The organism is Brevibacillus fulvus (assembly GCF_016908525.1).
GTDB classification, from domain to species: Bacteria; Bacillota; Bacilli; order Brevibacillales; family Brevibacillaceae; genus Brevibacillus_G; species Brevibacillus_G fulvus.
Map to the genome: position 1 here is coordinate 189821 of NZ_JAFBEB010000004.1, position 18108 is coordinate 207928.

Below are 18108 nucleotides of genomic sequence, written 5' to 3' on the forward strand. Positions count from 1 at the left end.
AAAAAGAAGCAAAATCCAGCGAGTGATCAGTGGATTTTGCTTCGCGTCTTCTCGTTATGCAATCGGTAGCGGGCGACCTTCCAAAAATTTGCGCCGATAACCCGACCGACAAAGAATGTTGTCTGGTTAATTGACCAGTTTATCCGCGAGCCAATGGGCCGATTTCCAAATATCCCCGGCCCCCATCGTCAGCACAAGATCGCCCGGTCGTATTTTATTGATCAGATGTTCCTGCACTTCTTCCTTAGTCGGGATATATTGCGCGCCCGGATGGCTGTTGTTGCGAATTTTTTCGACCAGTACTTGTGAAGAGACCCCTTCGATCTTTTGCTCACCCGCCGGTGAATAAATATCGGTAATGATCACTTCATCCGCTTCCCGGAACGCGCGGCTGAATTCTTCCATCAAGAAATGCGTTCTCGTATAGCGCTGCGGCTGAAATACCGCAATCACCCGGCGGCCCGACGCTCTCGCCCCGTTTAACGTGGCCATAATTTCCGTCGGGTGGTGGGCATAATCGTCCACGACAAGAATATCGCGAATTTCACCGATAATTTGGAAACGGCGTTTGGCTCCTCTGAAGCTGGCCAGCGCAGCCGTAATTTGCGCAAATTCCACGCCCAGGTCCATGCAGATGATAATCGCTGCCAAGGCATTGGCGATATTGTGCTTGCCGGGAATATTCAGCATCAGTTCTCCCAACCGCAGTTCGCCTTTCCAAATTTCGCACTTGGTCATTCGATCGCCACAGACAATCTTCTTGGCAGTGTAATCGGCCTGATCAGCGAATTCCGGTTCAATCGCATACGTAAGGATCGTTTTGTCAACGGTCGAGAGCAGTTGTCTTACATGACAATCATCGAGACAAACGATCGCTTTGCCTTCCTGTTGCAGATGGCTAAGGAATTTTCCATAAGCCTGTTTCAAATTGGCGAAGTCGCCGCCGAAATGCTCCAAATGATCGGCTTCGATATTGGTAATCACTTCATAGACGGGGCGATATTCCAAGAAAGAGCCATCACTCTCATCCGCTTCCGCTACGACAATCTGACTTTTTCCGGCTTTGGCATTCGTTCCTGCGTTCATCATTTCTCCGCCAATAATAAAAGTCGGTTCAAGTCCACACTCTTCAAGCACATGCGCAATCATTGAGGAGGTGGTTGTTTTACCGTGGGCGCCTGCCACTGCAATTCCCGTCCGTTCATTCAAGATTTGCGCCAGCATTTGTGAACGGTGCATGACCGGAATACCTTTCGCCGCCGCTGCAGCCACTTCCACATTTTCTTTCGGGATGCTCGTGGAGTAAACAACGATATCTGCACCGTCTACATTTTTTGCATCATGCCCCTCGTAAACAATGGCACCACGTGCAGCCAGCTTTTTTGCCAATTCATTCATTGCTACGTCTGAGCCGGAAACCTTGTATCCAAGGTCGATCAAGACGCGGGCGATGGCACTCATACCATAACCGCCTATGCCCACAAAGTGGACGTGTTGTGCCTGATCCACCCTATTCACCTGCCTCTTCTACCGTTATGGGAAAGATTGCGCGCACTTGAGAGATAAAATAGAGTGAGCCGCAGACGATCAATACGTCATTTTGATGCTCTTCCTGTTTGCTCATCCACGTACGCAAAAAATGATGCCAATCCGCTACAAGCTGAAGCTTTGAGTCGTTCCATTCCGCCACGCCAAACGAATCCAGCAAGGTTTCGGCCGACGCAGCCCGGGGAAAATCGAACGTAGTCACATAAACGCGTTCCACCTGTTGCTGCAGCGGGCGCCAGGCAGCAGCCATACCCGCCAACGGTTTATCCGCCAGACCAGCGATCAAGAGATTGATTCGCGAATGTGCCGGGATCAATGCTTGCAAGCTGTTGACCAGAGCTTGCATGCCTTCCACATTATGGGCACCATCCAGCAAAATCAACGGTTTCTGCCCGACGACTTCCAGACGTCCCGGCCATCTCGTTTGTTGCAGACCTTTTGCAATTTCTTCTTCATCCAAAAGATAAGAATAAAACTCGCGCAACAAGTCGATCACCATGACGGCCAAAGCGGCGTTATAAACTTGATGGGTGCCGTTCAGGCTGATTCGATATTCTGAGGCTGTGCGTCTGAAGAGTCCCTCGTACCGGAAACGTTGTTCCCCCAGCTGGGCGTCGAGCGGTTCTGCCGAGTAATGTGTTCCATACTTGTAGAGGGAGCTCTTGCCCTTTTTCGCCGCTTCCTCCATGACCGCCAGCGCTTCCGGCAACATATTTCCCAAAACAACCGGGATTCCCGGTTTGATGATACCGGCCTTTTCCCGGGCAATGGACTCAATGCTGTCCCCAAGCACGTCTGTATGATCAAGCCCGACATTCGTAATGACCGACAACAGCGGGGCAACTACATTGGTGGAGTCAAGTCTTCCTCCCAATCCTGTTTCCCAAATCACGACAGCAGGCTGAACCACTTTGGCATAATACAAAATTGCAATGGTGGTGATGACTTCAAATTCGGTTGGCGAACCGTGCTCTGTCGCATGCTCGCAAAGCTCGACGAGCGGTTTCACTTCATTCACCAGCGACAACAGATCTTGCTGCGGAATCAACGCTCCATTGTAGCGAATTCTCTCCCGAAAATCGGTGATATAAGGAGAGGTAAAAGTTCCGACGCTGTACCCCGCTTCCTGCAACATCTGGGTTAAATAAGCACAGGTCGAGCCTTTGCCATTCGTTCCCGCCACATGAACAAAAGCCAAACGCCGCTCAGGATGACCCAATTGCCCCAGCATCCAGCGCATCCGCTCCAGCCCAGGCTTTTGTCCAAAGCGAAGCAAACCATGCAGCCAGTCGAGTGCTTCATTATAAGTGGAAAAACCTTCTTCCATCATCTATGACTCCATTCTTAAAAGTATGCCTGTTTTTTGTTTTCATGCCTCTTTTAATTCAGCCAACCGAGCGAGCACTTTCTCCCGTTTCTCCATGTAATCGGCCATTTTCGCCTTTTCTTCCGCAATTACTTTTTCCGGAGCCTTGGCAATAAAGCCAGGATTGTTCAATTTTTTCTCGATCCGCTCCACTTCGGCATGCAGTGTGGCCAGTTCTTTCTCCAACCGTTTCACTTCCTGTTCCAGATCAACCAAACCGGCCAACGGCAGGAACAATTCCGCACCGCTTACCACGGCAGACATCGCCTTCTCCGGCGGCGTCAGCTGATCGGTAATCTCCAGCCGCTCGGGATTGCAGAAACGGATGAGATACTCTCTCGATTGCGTCAATCGTGCCAGTGTCACTTGATCACTCGCCTTGATCAACAGCTCAATTTTTTTCGACATCGGTACGTTTACTTCGGCGCGAATATTCCGCACGCTGCGGATGACTTCCATCAACAAGCCCATTTCCGCTTCCGCGTCCGGATTCAGCCATTGCTGGTCAACTTGCGGCCACTGCGCAATCGTCAGGCTCGTTCCCTGATGCGGCAGAGCTTGCCAGATTTCTTCTGTAATAAATGGCATGAACGGGTGCAGCAACCGCAACGTTTGATCGAGCACTGTAACAAGTACGGATTGGGTTGTTTTCTTGGCAGCCGGATCTTCGCCGTATAGCGGAAGTTTGGCCATCTCAATGTACCAGTCGCACAAATCATCCCAGATAAAGTTGTACAAGACGCGTCCGGCTTCACCGAATTCATAGGCATCGATCAATCTGGTCACATCCGCAATTGTTGCTTGCAAGCGGGAGAGGATCCATTTGTCGGCAATGTTCAGTTCGCCTGTCAAATCAATGTCCTCGTAGCGGAAGCCTGAGAGGTTCATTAAAGCAAAGCGGGAGGCATTCCAGATCTTGTTTGCAAAATTGCGGTTTGACTCAACTTTTTCCCAATAGAAGCGTTGGTCATTGCCTGGCGAGTTTCCGGTTGCCAGCGTAAACCGAAGCGCATCGGCGCCATACTTTTCAATGACTTCCATCGGATCAACGCCATTCCCGAGCGACTTGGACATTTTCCGTCCTTCTGAATCGCGGATGATGCCGTGAATCAGCACGGTCTCAAACGGATTTTGCCCGGTAAACTCCAAACCGGTAAAGATCATGCGCGCCACCCAGAAGAAAATGATGTCGTAGCCGGTAACCAGCACATTGGTCGGATAAAAATACTTGAAGTCTTCCGTCTCATCCGGCCAGCCCAATGTGGAAAACGGCCACAATCCCGAACTGAACCACGTATCGAGCACGTCGTTGTCTTGCTCGAGCCGGTGACTGTGACAATGCGGACATTCGCTGACATCATCCCGCGAGACAACCATCTCGCCGCAATCCTGGCAATACCAGGCCGGAATTCGATGGCCCCACCACAATTGCCGGGAAATACACCAGTCACGAATATTTTCGATCCAGCGCAAATAGTTATTTTTAAAACGCTCCGGCACAAACTTGACGCTCTGCTCGCTGGCCGCGCTCGCCAAAGCTTGATCAGCCAAAGGCTGCATTTTGACAAACCATTGGGTTGACAAATACGGCTCTACAACCGCATCGGTCCGCTCGCTGTGTCCGACCTGATGGATATGTTCCTCAATCTTGAACATCACGCCTTGTTCCGTGAGGTCTTTAATGATTTGCTTGCGGCAGGCGAACCGGTCCAGACCTTGGTACGGCCCAGCTTGCTCGTTCATCGTCCCGGTTTCATCCATGACCACGATTTGTTCCAAGTTATGACGCAAACCGACTTCAAAATCGTTGGGATCGTGAGCCGGAGTAATTTTGACGGCGCCAGAACCAAATTCTGGGTCAACGTACTCGTCGGCGACAATCGGTATGTGCCGTCCGACAATCGGCAGCACGACATACTTGCCCACCAGATGTTTGTAGCGTTCATCATCGGGATGCACCGCCACTGCAGTATCCCCCAGCATCGTTTCCGGCCGGGTGGTGGCCACTTCGATATAGCCGCTGCCATCGACCAACGGATAGCGCAGGTGGTGCAGCGCTCCTTTTACTTCCTTGTAAATGACCTCAATGTCAGACAGCGCGGTTCGAGCAACCGGGTCCCAGTTAATAATCCGGTTTCCGCGATAAATCAATCCTTTTTCATAAAGACGGACAAACACTTCCCGCACGGCACGGGACAATCCTTCATCCATCGTAAAACGTTCGCGGGTGTAGTCGAGCGCAAGGCCCAGTTTTTCCCATTGCTCACGAATATGATTGGCGTATACATGCTTCCATTCCCAAACCTTTTCCAGGAATTTCTCACGCCCCAGATCATAGCGGGAAATGCCTTCCTCACGCAGATTGGCTTCTACTTTGGCCTGGGTCGCAATTCCGGCATGGTCCATCCCCGGCAGGAACAGTGTACTGTACCCTTGCATCCGTTTGGTGCGGGTCAGAATATCCTGCAAAGTCGTATCCAACGCATGGCCCAAGTGCAATTTCCCCGTCACGTTTGGCGGGGGAATGACAATCGTGTACGGTTTTTTCTGCGGATCGCGCTCCGCCTTGAAAAACTGCTGTTCGATCCAATAGCGATACCATTTGGCTTCCGCCGTTTTCGGATCGAAATTTTTTGGCAGTACATTTTCCAGTTCCTGCTGTTGTTCCGTTGACAATTGAAAAACCTCCTTTTTGGCTTACCCTCTCTTGAAAACGATTAAGGAAAATAAAAAAACCCTCCATCCCAAAGGACGAAAGGGTTATTTTCGCGGTACCACCTTTGTTAGCATGCAGTTTGCGGGTCTTCCCCTGCATGCCCACTCATCATTCAGATAACGGCTGCGGCCGGTCCCGACTACCCACTCCGGATGCGACAATCAGCCGCCAATCCTTCGTGCTCGCCGAAACAACTCCTGGGCGACCTTCAACAAAACCTGTGCCTTAGAGAATCTCGCAGCGTTTCGATTCTCCCTCTCTGCCAAGGCAGCTTTGTTTACTCTTCCCATTCGACGTTTTTGGTCTGCTCATTCAGTTGAAAATCTACGCTATATTATATACGAATCGCTCTTTCCCAGTCAAACCGATTATGGTTTAATTCGCTTTTCTCAAAGTGAGACCAAGTGCTTCGCCAAACCCGAGCACTTGCAAAATATCGTAAATTTCTTCCTGGATATTGATGATCTCCACCTGTTTCCCATTGGCCAATAACTCTTTTGCCGCAAAGAAAATACTGCCGATCCCTGCAGAATCGACAAAGGAGACGGCTGCGAAGTCGATGTCAATCCGCTCATGCTGCCGGCCCTGTGTGCGAACTAATTGACCCAACTGTTCACTGACTGACATGTCCAGTTCACCCGCTAACAAAATCGTCACCAATTGACCCTTTTCCTCTAGCTGAAAGTCCATGGTTCGACCTCCTTTCCCCGACTTGAATCAAGCACGCACTTTCGATCCCCTTGTCTTAATACCACCGGAAGAAGTGTCTCAAACTGGTCGTTTTTTCCTAACAATCTCCAACACCATTCTGGTTCCAAAGACCGAGCTGTTTAATCCGACCTTGTCGCAGTACTGCAGCATCACCTGAAAGCCCGCTCCCATTGATTGACGAGTCGAGTATCCTTTTTGCAAGGTCAGCTTCGGCAATTCTTCCAAAACCATGCCAAGTCCCTGATCCAGTACAACGACGCAGCATTTTTGTTCCTGTTCCGACCAATACAAGTCAATTACGCCGCCATTGCCATACTTGAGCATATTGGAAGCGGCCTCGTTCACCGCTACGATAAACGGAAGCACGCGTTGGGAAGCGAAGGCAAACCGTTCCAACGACTCGCGCAGTTTTTGCCGCAATCCGGCCAGATCGGTTGGCTGGTCAATTCGCTGCGTGAAGCAGTGCGTTGCCTTTTTTATCATCTGGTACATTTGCTGATCCCGCAGCAAGACGAGCTTGCCTTGGGTGACCAAGGCCAACACATGGCGATACAGCTCCCACTCTTGCATCTGCCGTTCCCGCTCGGCGGCAACCGCTTCCGTAACATCGAGGATCACCACTCCACAGGTTCGTTCATTCAGCGGCAACACATGCACATCGTATATTTGATGAAGCCTGGTGGACATCACTTGTTCACGTCTTGCCTGGCCGCTGCCGAGCGCCTTTTCGACCGCTTCTGCAATCGCCGCTTCCCCAATCTCGTTGAGCGCGGGTGAATGCCCCCCCTCAAGGGATTTGAGCTGGCCATCCTCCCATACGAACATATACAATTTTTGCAACTGCCGAAGGATCGATAATTTTTGCAGTTCTTGCTTGATTAATTCCCGCTGTTTTTCTTCTTCCGGACCGAGCTTTGACAAAATGGCGCTTGGCTCCAGTTCATGGCTCAAATGCCAGGAATGGAACTCTTCGAGCAACAGCCGTTCCAAAATATCCTCTTTGCGCAACACCTTTTCAATATCCAGCACGATATAACACTGCTTGTCCAGACTCGGACCCGCGCTGCCGATAATGCGGTAATCGGCGGAAAGTTCCACTTCATAGCGGCCCGGCGGCCATTTTTCGTAGGTGCGCAAACCAATGGTCAGCCGGCTCACCGCTCGTAACTCTGCTTTCAGTTTTGCTCCTGAAGCGAGATGAGTCGCCGTTATCGGCCTCGGCGGGATTACTTTTTTTCCCATACCGTTTGCCTTCAGCCCATCAAGACAGTTTGTACAGCCTGGATTTTCCGGACACTGATCACACAACAGCATGTAATTTCGTTCCTTTCTTCCGCTAACTGAAAGAAATATCGAGGATGAGGACGGCGATGTCGTCATTCTGTTTCTTTTGCCGAATCCTCTGACGGATATTTTGCTCAATTGCTTCCACCCGGTCGTTCTCGCTCTTTTCCTGCGGATAAATCACCTGTGCGAAATGTGACAACCAGTTGGCGGGATTGCCGGCGGCATCGTCCCGCTCCAAATCCAACAAGCCATCGGTATAGACGAGCACCGTGCAATCTTCTTCCAACTGTTGTACATCAAGAACATATACGGCTTCCTTTTTCAAGCCCATGCCTATCCCGGCCGAGCATGACAACACTTTTTGCTGCGAACGGGAAAAATATAACGGTTCCGGATGTCCGGCCCTGCTCATTTTCAACAGACGATTGACATGATCAAAGACAAGCACAAACATGGTCACAAACGCATGCGCCTTCGCCAAATCTTCATAGAGCAATTCATTGAGCTTTTGCAAGATTTGCTCAGGAGAGTGGCAGCTTTGGGCAACCGACCGAAAACAACTGCGGATTCCCGTGATCAGCATGCCCGCCGGCAGACCATGCCCGGAGACGTCGGCAACAAGAAAGCAGCTGTATTGCTCATTCATTTTTACAAAATCGATATAATCTCCACCCACATAGGTAACGGGCAAGTAAACGACCTTTGCCTGCAAGGAGGGAAGGGTCAATCGCTCGTGCGGAATGAAGGAAGCCTGAATTTGCCCAGCCATTTGCAGCGCCTGCTGGATTGTTTTGAGTTCCAGCGAAGTCCGTTTTTCGATGCTTTGCAGCAACAGTCCGCGGATATGCAGAGCAATTGCCTGTACGAGCGCTTGCTCCAATTGTTGCGTTTGCTCGTCCTGGCTCTTCGTCTCTGCCGCCACTTCCACAAGAAACGAGCCATGGTTTGCCTCCTGGGAAGATTGGCCAAAAAATCGCTCGCGCAAACGGCAGACAGGAACAGTGACCTCCGCAGCTTTACGTTGTTTTTGCAAAATCACTGCGCCGTCCCAATCGCTGATCGTGACAGTCAGCGAGGCCAGTCCATGCATTCTTTCATACCAGCCGTTCACCATCTCCTCGATAATATGCGACAGCAGCCCCTTGGACATCAGATGCGGCGTCGTTGCACTGCTGCCCGCAAAAAGCCTGCCATAATCGTTTTTCCACTTTTCCAACTTTACTCTATACTCATCCATGTCATTATACCTCAGTCGAATGATCTCGCTTGCCAGAAGAATTTTACTTTCCCTCTCTTTTCCCCAAAAAGCGTTGGCTGAAACTTTCGCGAACATCCCAAGCTCGGGTCGCATATGCTGAAACGAGGTGAATGGGCATGAATTTCCGCTGGAAGTACCATCCCACTTATTTGCGTATCAAATTTTTTTGCAGGCAAATTTTGCTTCCTTTGATTGTATTTCAATTTATCCGCACCATGCTGCTCCCCACGACATTTGACGTTGTGTTGCTCGGTTTGTTGGCGGTCGCTTATGTTGCCATTTATATGGAATGGGTGTAACGAAACATTCCGTCGCAAATCAAACAAAAAAACGCCTCAACGATCATTGAGACGTCTTCCCCGTTAAAATGTATGCCGTATCCAGCGACTCATCCGCATAAAACGGTCGATATCTTTTTCAAAGCGGTTGACGGCGTATAATTCGCTCCATCCCTGCTTCTGCAGGTAGTAGCCCTCGATATCCCGCATGATCCGCTCCGGATAATGGAGAAAAATCGCCAGCAAGTCTGTTTCCTCCGGGCGCAGCGGAAAAATGTTGGTATATTGTTCGAACAAGCGCGAAGCTTCCTCTTCATCGCCAATTTGCTGAAAATAGGTTCGGTAATACAAGGTAAGATCTCGGGTAGGCGTATCATAGCGTGCCCGGTCGAAATTGATCAGACGGGCGCTTCCCGTACGATCGAGCAGCAAGTGAGGCGGGTAAGGCGAACCGTGATTGATCGACAGCCGGAAATGCGCGTGCGTCCTGTGCCGTTCTTTCCATTCCCGCAACAATTGAATGGATGTAGCCGCCGCTTCGGCAAGGAAAGGTTCATTGGCCAGAAAGACAACATCGACCGGTGATGGATAGGTGCGTCCACGGGCAATCTCCAGACAGTTTTTCATTTGTTCCAGCCACTGGGTCCATTTGGCCAGCATTGATTCAATCAGCGGTTCCACCTGACGCGGATCATCAAAGCGATAGTTTTGCGAGAGCTGATGCAGTTCCGCCAGCCGTCTGGCCATCAGTTCCGGCCATTGGGCAAGAGGCACTTGTTGCGGCAGCCACGCCGTCAGGTAGTATGTCGATTCCCCGCGTTGGACAAACGGTTCATTATACTTGGTCAAAGCCGGAAGCACTGCACCATCCCAACCGCGTTGGTGCAAATGATGCAGTGCATTGCCGACAAAAGCAAGACGATTGGCGGGAGCCGTTGACCGCTTGCAAACGAATGAACCGTATGGTGTCATCGCTTTGTATACATTCGGCTGCTTGATCACCTCGATGGTTTGCGCAAACATATCATATTCTTGAAACAAGGGATAAATATCATCAAATTTGCTCACCTGTCTTCACGCCCCTTGTCCGTTCTGCCCGATAGGCAAGTTGCACAATCATCTGATCCCATGCGCACTGTCGCTCTAGCACCGCCTGCAAATCGTCAGCCCAAGTGTCGGCGACGGCTCCGCTGATGACGACAGCGGCAGATTTTTGAAGTTGCTCCCAAACCTCCCGCGGATAGACCAATAACGCGATGATCAGTTTGTATTCATCATAACGCAGCGGTCTGATCGTTTCATAACCATCCAAAAAAGCGGAGACGAGTTCCATTGAGCCGCTTTGCACATAAAGCTCCCGCAAAAAGCTGGCGACATCCCGGTGCTGAATAGAGATTGGTGTCCGATTGAACCCTCGCAAGTAAGGCTTTCCTTCCACCAAGCACCAATTGTGAATCCCCAGCTGTCGATGGCTGACGATCAGCCCTTCTGGATCCAGCTCCAGTTGTTGCAGCAATTCCACACATTTCTCCATACGTTCCCGCAGCGGCCTGAATTGTTCCAACAACCAGGCAGCCCCCCGATTGGATTGGACCGCTATGAGCTCATCTTGCAAATCGGCCGCCCGTTTTGCCTCAGCGATCGCCATCAGCTGTTCTTTCGCCAGCAGATCAACCGGAAAAAACTGTTGGGTTTCCTTGAGAATGAGATGCAGATGAGCGATTCGTTGACCCGTATCTTGAACAAGCGCAGTGGAAAGTTGAAAAGGCTGAGCCCCTTCCAGATGGTCAACGAGGACGAATCCCAGTTTTTCTGCCACGACAAATGGTTTGGCATCGCGGGTACGGATAAACCGTTCGACTTCCCGAATGCCAGCCCGGGCGAGCCGTTCGCGCCATTCAAAGGACCATTTTAACAAATCAACGCGCGGCCAGATTTGCAATTGTTTCCGGCCACGGTTTGTTTCCAGCAAATAATAATCATCGACTTGTTTGATCTGAATGACCCGGGCCTTATAGTTTTTTAAAACAGAGCGGAGATCGACTCTTACGCTGTTCAATATGGCCCACCCCTTCGCCTTATTGAGGGATGTAGAGGATTTGGCCCTCTTCAAGTCTGTCCGATGCCAAACGGTTGACTTCCAAAATTTTGGAGACCGGCAAAGCGTAACGCGAAGCGATCGTTTCCAATGTTTCATTGCGTTGAACAATACATAAGCGCATTTTGCTAAAGCGTTCCTCATTTGATTTGACAAATGAGCTTAAATTGCTGACAGCTTCCGCGGTTGACGGACTGGCGGACTGGGCGGACGGATCGGATTCCCCCTCGGCTTGCGCTTGTTGTTGCGGTTCGGTTGTCGCTTGCGCACGTCTGCTGCCGGAGAAAATCGAGGTTAGATTGAGCGACTCTTTCGCTTCTGCAGAAGCCTTGGAACTGATCGCCACTTTTAATTCCTTTTTTTCCGCAATTGTTTCCTCGAGTGCGGCCGTCTGATCGTCCACGGCAGCGAGTGTTTCCGCAGCCTCCGCTTGTTCTGCCGCTTCGCGCATTTCTTCCGCTTCCAGGGCGGCCATAATCTGTTCGGCTTCCTCCGCTTCAGCGGCTGCTTCGGCAGTCTGGTCGCTGTTGGCGGTTGCCTCCGCCGTCACCGGGACGCTGTCAGCAGTCATTTGCGCGGGCTCAACTGTCTCCTCCGCCTGGACATCATCGTCTTTCGCTCGCACCGGCTCTATGTTTCGTGCCGGCTCTATGCTTCGTGCCGGCTCTGCGTTTTGTACCGGATCTGCGTATTCTCTCCGCTCTGTCTGTTCAGCCGATCCCACGTTGTCTGCCGAGTTCCACGCCTGTTCCGCTTCATTCGCGTCCTCTGCCGAATAGTTTGCATGGATAGCCCGATCAGCAGGATCTGAAAAGTTTGCCGGTTCAACGTTCGCTTGTTGACCCGGCTGTGAACTTTCTCGATTGCTGGGTAGCGAGTCGGAAGCAAAGCTGATGTCGCCAAAACGCTCTTGTCGATCGTTCCGCTCCTCCTGCTGCGCTTCTGAGTTCGATTGGGCAGCAAACCCGTTCATAACGGGAAAGTTCAACTGATTGCCCCCGCTGTAATAAGGAGCAGGGATATGAATGCCGGACTCGTCGGATTGTTCCTGATAGCGGGACTGTTGCTGATCCAATTCCTGTTCAATCGCTGTCAATTTCCGTTCAATATCCTCCAGCGAAGTTATTTGCCGCTCCGCTTGTTGTTCATCGGCAACATGGACGAATTCCCATTCTTCCGCTGGTGCCGTTTCCGTTGCTTTTGGAGTTTCCTCGCGCAAACGGATGCCGGCAATCTTCAACTCCGCCATGATTTTCAGCTGATTGGCACTTTCCACTTGGTAGTCAAAACCGTCAATGATGGCATAAACATTTTCCAGCAACTCGATTCGCTTCACCGGTATGGAAATATTGACCGGTATCCGATGGGAGATTGCCAATTCAGACTGAAACAGGAAATCGCTTGTCTGATTTTGTTCTATTGAAAAGGGGCTGAAATGAAGAGCCGAAACCAAGGTATCCGATCCGCCCGCTTCCCCTTTATTGGCGCTCCTCGTCGGCTCATATTTGCCATTCAAATGCAACCAACCGGTAATGGAAATTTCTTCGCTTCCTTGGATGATTTCCACTACTGGCAACAATTCCAACTCTTTCAATTGCGCAATACCAGCTTTATCCGATGAAAGGAAAACCGTCTCTTTAATATGAAACGAAAGTAAGTCATCCTGAAAAGCCACGTTTGCTCCTCCTTTCGAGTACAGAACATTTCTCTATACTTTATGGACAGAAGCGCAAAAAAAGAACTGCTCTTTCCGGCCAGAACGCAACAAAAAAAGAGCACTCTGCAGTGCTCTTTCGTTTCGGGCCGCTTATTTCAGTTCGGTAATGCGTCCGTCTGTTTTCAAATTCAAGCTTTTCAGATTCATAATTTCTTCTTCCAGCAGATTGTAAATGGTAAAGCCGGTATTGAACGCCGGTTTGTTCAGCGTTTCATAGCCATCTCCGCCTACTGCCATAAAGTCGTTGGTGGCCACTTTATACGTCTTTTTCAAATCAAGCGGCTGACCGCCTACTTTTACTTCGACTACCCGTTGGCCGACCGGTTTTTTCGGATCAAAGGTAAAAGAAAGGCCGCTTACTTGCGGGAAGCGTCCAGCCCCTTGCTCAATTTGGCTGACGCCGTTTTCCAGCGCTTGTTTGATTTCCTCGCCTGTCGCTTCGATCACGACCAACGTATTCGGGAAAGGAACGAGTGAGTACAAATCTTTTTTGGTGATATCGCCCGCCTTGATTTGGGTGCGGATGCCGCCAGAGTTGGTAATGGCCAGATCGGCTTCATGACCGGCGATCGATTGTGTCCGTTTCAGCAGCACATCAGCGATAAAATCGCCAATGTTGGTTTCCTGTTTGCGCACGAGCTCACGGTCGCCATCAAGATCAGTTTCCGTTTTGGCGATCACAACATTCATCGCTTCGTCGACTTTAGCAACGATCTCTTTCACCATTTGCTCGATTTCCGGATCAGCTTTGACCGCCTCATCGTATTCCAGCAGTCCGCCGCTAAATCCGACCAGTTCCTTGCCATAGTAGTACAAGTCTGCCCGGCCCAATGATTTGCCGTATTCCCAGTCCTGTACGATGTAAGTACCATTGACCAGCTCAGGCGTTCGCAGCGGGGTATGCGAGTGACCGCCAACGATCAAATCGATGCCATTAACATTTTTGGCAATTTCCCGGTCTACGTCAATGCCCACATGGGAAACGACGACCACATGGTCAGCCTGTTTTTTCAGTTCGGGAACCAAAGCTTTGGCCACCTCGACCGGACTTTTGAAGGTAAGCCCTTTGACGTTGTCCGGGTGGGTCAAAACAGCCGTCTCTTCCGTAACAAAACCGAGGAACGCAAATTTTTGTCCACCGATTTCAGCGGAATAAGTAGGAACAAGCAAATTGGTTCCGTCCAGCTTATACACATTGGCGTTGATAATCGGATACTGCAATTGATCGCGCAGCTTCAGCAACTGCTCGTAGCCAAAATCAAACTCGTGATTGCCGGCTGTCATCACATCATAGTCCAACGCATTGAGGATTGGCAAAATGGATTCGCCTTTGAATTGGTTCACGAAGACGGTTCCCTGGAAAGTGTCCCCGGCATCAAGCAACAGGAAATTTTTGTTCTCTGCTCGCCATTGTTTGATCAATGTCGCAATTTTCGCATAGCCAAACTCTTTGTTGGACGAGCTTTCCTCGATATGGCCATGCGTATCATTGGTATGGCCGATTGTAATGTGTGTCGTCAAGGCATCGCCAAGAGCCTGAAAGAATTCGCCGCGGGTGACTTGCGCTTTCTCGTCCAGTTGCAGCATATAGCCGACTTTTTTGGCCAACTCGGTTACTTTCGCAGCGGAGAGCAGTTGGCTTGGGTTTTGCATATCCGCATCGCTAACAGCCCCTTGCTGTTTTGCCCATTGCAGATAAGGCGCAGCCCAGTTGCTGCCGGTTGCGGCCGGTTCCGGTTTGAATCCTTTCGCTTTGGCCAAGGTGGTCACGACTTCCGCCAAAGTAATATTGCGGTCAAGATAGAGCTGGCCGTCTGCGCTGGCATTGACGATCGCCTTCTTCACCATCCAATCGACATGTTTCACCGGCTGCAGCGGTGCGGCCAAAACAGAACTTGCCCAAACGGAAGAAGCCAAAATCCCCGTCAACAGGGCCATGATTGTCCGATTCATTTTTTTCAATGCATGTTCCCCCTTAATCATTTTTTAATAAGTTCACCGTTAGTATAGCAAAAATTTCATATTTTTTCTGAAAGATTACCATAAATTAATAGAATTCTTACAACTATTAGTCCGCCCGCAGCTTTTCCGTCCGAAATGCCTGGCTGAATTGTTCCACCGTAACCGTCGTCTGGCTTAACTGCAATGCCTGGCCAAGCCGGACCAAACCGGGTGCCTTGACTCCAGCTTGCCGCAGCCAATCATCATTGGCAAAAACAAGCGCGGGCGGCCCGTCGGCAATCACGCCACCTCTGGCCAACAATACGATTCGCTCACAATAGCGGGCGGCGAATTCCATATCGTGCAAGATAGCGATCACTGTTTTGCCTTCCGCTTTCAATTCGGACATGATTTGCCCGATCCGGCGCAACCCTTGCTGGTCCTGCGCAATCGTCGGCTCGTCAAAGATGATCGCTTCCGGATTCATCGCCAGAATCGAGGCAATGCCGATGCGTTTACGGGCTGCATAGCTCAGATCATAAGGATTCTCCTTCTCCACATCGCTTAAATCGAGCGCTGCCAAAGCTGCCAGGGCGCGTTCCTTCGCTTCCGCGGGGGATTGACCGATCTGCAACGGGCCAAACATCACTTCATCCAATACGCTGCTTTTAAAAATCTGCTCATCCGGATTTTGAAAAATCATCCCTACATGACGGGCGATCTCGGCAGCGCTGTACTGGCGTGTATCGCGGCCGCCGATTTTGATCCGTCCGGCCGTCGGCTTCAACAGCCCTTTGAGCAATTTCATCAGCGTTGTTTTGCCCGCACCATTCTCTCCCAGAACGGCCGTCACACCGGGAGCGAAGGCGATGGACAGTTGATTCAATACGTTCATTCCCGGTTCATATGCAAACGAGACTTGCTCAACCTCGATAAGCTTGTTCATACTGGTTCAGCCTTTCTATCGTTTCTCGCAATGTAATCGGCACTTTTTCGCCATGATGCGGCTGAACAACTGCCTGGTAGGCTTGCGTGAATACCGGCGCTTCCACTCCCCAGTCCGGCAGCGAAGGATGACCGAGCACGGCATGCGGAGAAGCATCTGCCATTATTTTTCCCTCATTCAGCACAATCAATCGCGTACAGCATTGAGCCAGCATTTCCACCTTATGTTCTGCCAACAGGATGGTTATCCCTTCCTTGCGCAGTTGCCTCAACACCTGGTAAACCTCTTCCGTTCCTTTCGGGTCCAACTGGCTGGTCGGCTCGTCCAGCAGCAGGATTTGCGGTTTCAACACGAGGACGCTGGCGATCGCCACCCGTTGCAATTGCCCGCCGGACAGCTGATACGGGTTCCGTTTGCGAATCCCGGCAATTCCGAGAATCTCCAATGCCCAGTCGACACGCTCCCGCATCTCTTCCTGTGCAATCGCGAAATTTTCCAACCCAAAGGCGATTTCTTCTTCCACGGTCATTTTTGTCCCTGACAGCTGATTGGCGGCATTTTGCAAAACCATGCCAACCTGGCGGGACATTGCCGCCAAGTCCATTTTCGCTACCGGTTGGTTGTTTACGCGCACTTCACCAGTCAGGTCGCCTTGAAAAAAGTGCGGGATCAGTCCCATGATCGCGTAACACAAGGTTGTTTTCCCGGCGCCATTGCTGCCGAGCAAGCCGATACATTCCCCCGGCTCGATGACGAGATTGATCCCTTCGAGCGCCGGTCGGGCCATCTCGGAATAGCGGTACGTAAACTGTTGCATCCGTATCATCCGAATAACCTCCAGCAAAGTATTCCCAAGGTGCTGCCAATCAGCACGAAACGCACAGGCAGCATTCCCTTGTAGACCGGTTCCGACCGGTAAAACGTGCGCGGACCGCCAAGCGAGAATCCTCTCACTTCCAAGGCCATCGACCGCTCCTGGATATTGACAAAGGAAGATAAAATGAGCGGAGTCAGCAACGGCAAAAAAGCGCGAAACCGCGTCGACAAACTGCCGCGAACGGCCATCCCGCGCGCTTCCTGGGCTTCCTGAATCTTCGCTGCATTCCGCATCATCAGCGGAATGATCTGCAAGATCGCGGCAAGCATATAGGCAAGCCGCGGGGATACACCGCGACGGACACAGGCTTCCAGCAAGTCGGTTGGCGAAGTGGTCAACACCAGCAAGCTTCCAGCGGCGATCATCGTGATGACCCGCAGCGAAATTTTTAACGCGTAGCTGATTCCCTCCCGATAAAACGAAAGCGGCCCCACTTGCAGCAGAACGGTTTGATTATTCTGATAAAACAACCCCTGAATGAGGAAAATGCTGATCAGCAACAGGGCGCAACCGGCCAAAATTTTCACAGCCCTGCCCAATTCGCGAGCCAAATAGAGCAGGCCGACCGTCAGCAAGGCAAGCAAACAGGCTCCCGGCAATGTCGGGACGACAAAAGCATCGATGAACAGACAGCAAACGAGCAACAGTTTGCTGAGCGGGTCCATTCGCTTGTGAAAAAACGTGTTTTGTTCGCGATACAGGCTTGGCGTATTCATGCTTTTCCTCTGCTTCCCTGTCAGCTTATTTGCGAACCGCGGTCTCGGCGGAGCGAATCCCTTGCGTCAGGCGTTTCGGCAAGCCTAGCGCTATAAAATAAACGAGCGCGGCCACCACCACCTTATCGAACAGATCGAGCAGCAGTTCGTCAATAAATGAGGCGAGCCAAATATTGACCCCGTTTCCGATCAGCATTCCAAACAAGAGATCGCCCCAGGCCTTTCCGGTTTGCCCGCCCCAAAGCAACACGTTGATCGGCGTACTGACAATGGCAGAAACGATGGCGACAATGATCCCGGCAACAATCGCCTTGGGCAAGGAGCGAAACCATCCAAGCGCAGCGAGCACGCCGGCGGCCATGGCAATCGCGATGCTGCTGATGCCATACCAGATCGAGAGTCCGCCATCCATTGTCAAGCCGAAAAAGAGATTGTTGACAAAGCCGCTGATCGCGCCAATCCATGGACCGGCAATCACCGCGCTGAGAATCGTTCCAATCGAGTCAAGCCAAATCGGCAAGTTCAAGGTATTCGCGAGCTGCTTTCCGATAAAATTGATTCCTACCGCAACCGGAATCATGACAATCCCCAATGTCGTCAAACGAAACGCTCCTTTTGCCATTTCCCCATTTCCCCCTTTTGCCCGTAG

Annotated in this window: 15 protein-coding genes and 1 other annotated feature; of the genes, 1 reads left to right on the plus strand and 14 read right to left on the minus strand. The window is 51.0% G+C overall.

Translation table 11 applies throughout. The features are described 5' to 3' along the window. Positions 1-126 precede the first annotated feature (126 nt). The 6 genes from murC to JOD01_RS08025 form a co-directional block, all read right to left on the minus strand. Entirely contained in the window at positions 127-1509 is a 1383-nt protein-coding gene (gene murC / locus JOD01_RS08000) for a UDP-N-acetylmuramate--L-alanine ligase (protein WP_204517734.1), read from the minus strand. A gap of 1 nt (position 1510) precedes the next feature. Beyond that, on the minus strand, positions 1511-2878 hold the full coding sequence (locus tag JOD01_RS08005; protein WP_204517735.1) for a bifunctional folylpolyglutamate synthase/dihydrofolate synthase: 1368 nt from the start codon (positions 2876-2878) through the stop codon (positions 1511-1513). A gap of 39 nt (positions 2879-2917) precedes the next feature. After that, the gene (locus JOD01_RS08010; RefSeq protein WP_204517736.1) at positions 2918-5590 is read right to left on the minus strand and encodes a valine--tRNA ligase; all 2673 of its coding nucleotides are present in this window, start codon (positions 5588-5590) and stop codon (positions 2918-2920) included. Positions 5591-5658: 68 nt separating this feature from the next. Further along, positions 5659-5933 (minus strand) — a binding site (T-box leader). Positions 5934-6005: 72 nt separating this feature from the next. Continuing rightward, positions 6006-6320, minus strand: a complete 315-nt coding sequence (locus JOD01_RS08015) for an STAS domain-containing protein (RefSeq protein ID WP_204517737.1) — start codon at positions 6318-6320, stop codon at positions 6006-6008. Positions 6321-6398: 78 nt separating this feature from the next. Further along, complete coding sequence (locus tag JOD01_RS08020) at positions 6399-7583, minus strand: ATP-binding protein (protein ID WP_204517738.1); 1185 nt, start codon at positions 7581-7583, stop codon at positions 6399-6401. Between the two features lie 94 nt (positions 7584-7677). Continuing rightward, on the minus strand, positions 7678-8865 hold the full coding sequence (locus tag JOD01_RS08025; protein ID WP_204517739.1) for a PP2C family protein-serine/threonine phosphatase: 1188 nt from the start codon (positions 8863-8865) through the stop codon (positions 7678-7680). 137 nt (positions 8866-9002) lie between these two features. Here JOD01_RS08025 and JOD01_RS08030 point away from each other — a divergent pair, with 137 nt between their 5' ends. Next, positions 9003-9185, plus strand: a complete 183-nt coding sequence (locus tag JOD01_RS08030) for a hypothetical protein (RefSeq protein ID WP_204517740.1) — start codon at positions 9003-9005, stop codon at positions 9183-9185. 63 nt (positions 9186-9248) lie between these two features. Here JOD01_RS08030 and JOD01_RS08035 read toward each other — a convergent pair whose 3' ends face one another. From JOD01_RS08035 to JOD01_RS08070, 8 genes are all read right to left on the minus strand, one after another. After that, positions 9249-10232 (minus strand): phosphotransferase, encoded by a 984-nt coding sequence (locus JOD01_RS08035; RefSeq protein ID WP_204517741.1) that lies wholly within the window; start codon positions 10230-10232, stop codon positions 9249-9251. After that, the gene (locus JOD01_RS08040; RefSeq protein ID WP_204517742.1) at positions 10219-11223 is read right to left on the minus strand and encodes a protein kinase family protein; all 1005 of its coding nucleotides are present in this window, start codon (positions 11221-11223) and stop codon (positions 10219-10221) included. Before JOD01_RS08040 ends, JOD01_RS08035 begins: the two co-directional genes overlap by 14 nt. A gap of 19 nt (positions 11224-11242) precedes the next feature. Next, positions 11243-12937: a LysM peptidoglycan-binding domain-containing protein gene (locus tag JOD01_RS19980; RefSeq protein ID WP_204517743.1), complete on the minus strand. Its 1695-nt coding sequence runs from the start codon at positions 12935-12937 to the stop codon at positions 11243-11245. Between the two features lie 132 nt (positions 12938-13069). Then, positions 13070-14932, minus strand: a complete 1863-nt coding sequence (locus tag JOD01_RS08050; protein WP_204517855.1) for a bifunctional metallophosphatase/5'-nucleotidase — start codon at positions 14930-14932, stop codon at positions 13070-13072. A gap of 115 nt (positions 14933-15047) precedes the next feature. Next, entirely contained in the window at positions 15048-15866 is an 819-nt protein-coding gene (locus tag JOD01_RS08055; protein ID WP_204517744.1) for an energy-coupling factor ABC transporter ATP-binding protein, read from the minus strand. Then, positions 15844-16692 carry an energy-coupling factor ABC transporter ATP-binding protein gene (locus JOD01_RS08060; RefSeq protein ID WP_204517745.1) on the minus strand — a complete coding sequence of 283 codons (849 nt, stop codon included), beginning with the start codon at positions 16690-16692 and terminating at the stop codon, positions 15844-15846. Before JOD01_RS08060 ends, JOD01_RS08055 begins: the two co-directional genes overlap by 23 nt. Next, positions 16689-17459, minus strand: a complete 771-nt coding sequence (locus tag JOD01_RS08065) for an energy-coupling factor transporter transmembrane component T family protein (protein ID WP_204517746.1) — start codon at positions 17457-17459, stop codon at positions 16689-16691. The genes JOD01_RS08060 and JOD01_RS08065 overlap by 4 nt, the downstream gene beginning before the upstream one ends. Before the next feature lie 25 nt (positions 17460-17484). After that, positions 17485-18081 carry an ECF transporter S component gene (locus JOD01_RS08070; RefSeq protein WP_204517747.1) on the minus strand — a complete coding sequence of 199 codons (597 nt, stop codon included), beginning with the start codon at positions 18079-18081 and terminating at the stop codon, positions 17485-17487. Positions 18082-18108 lie beyond the last annotated feature (27 nt).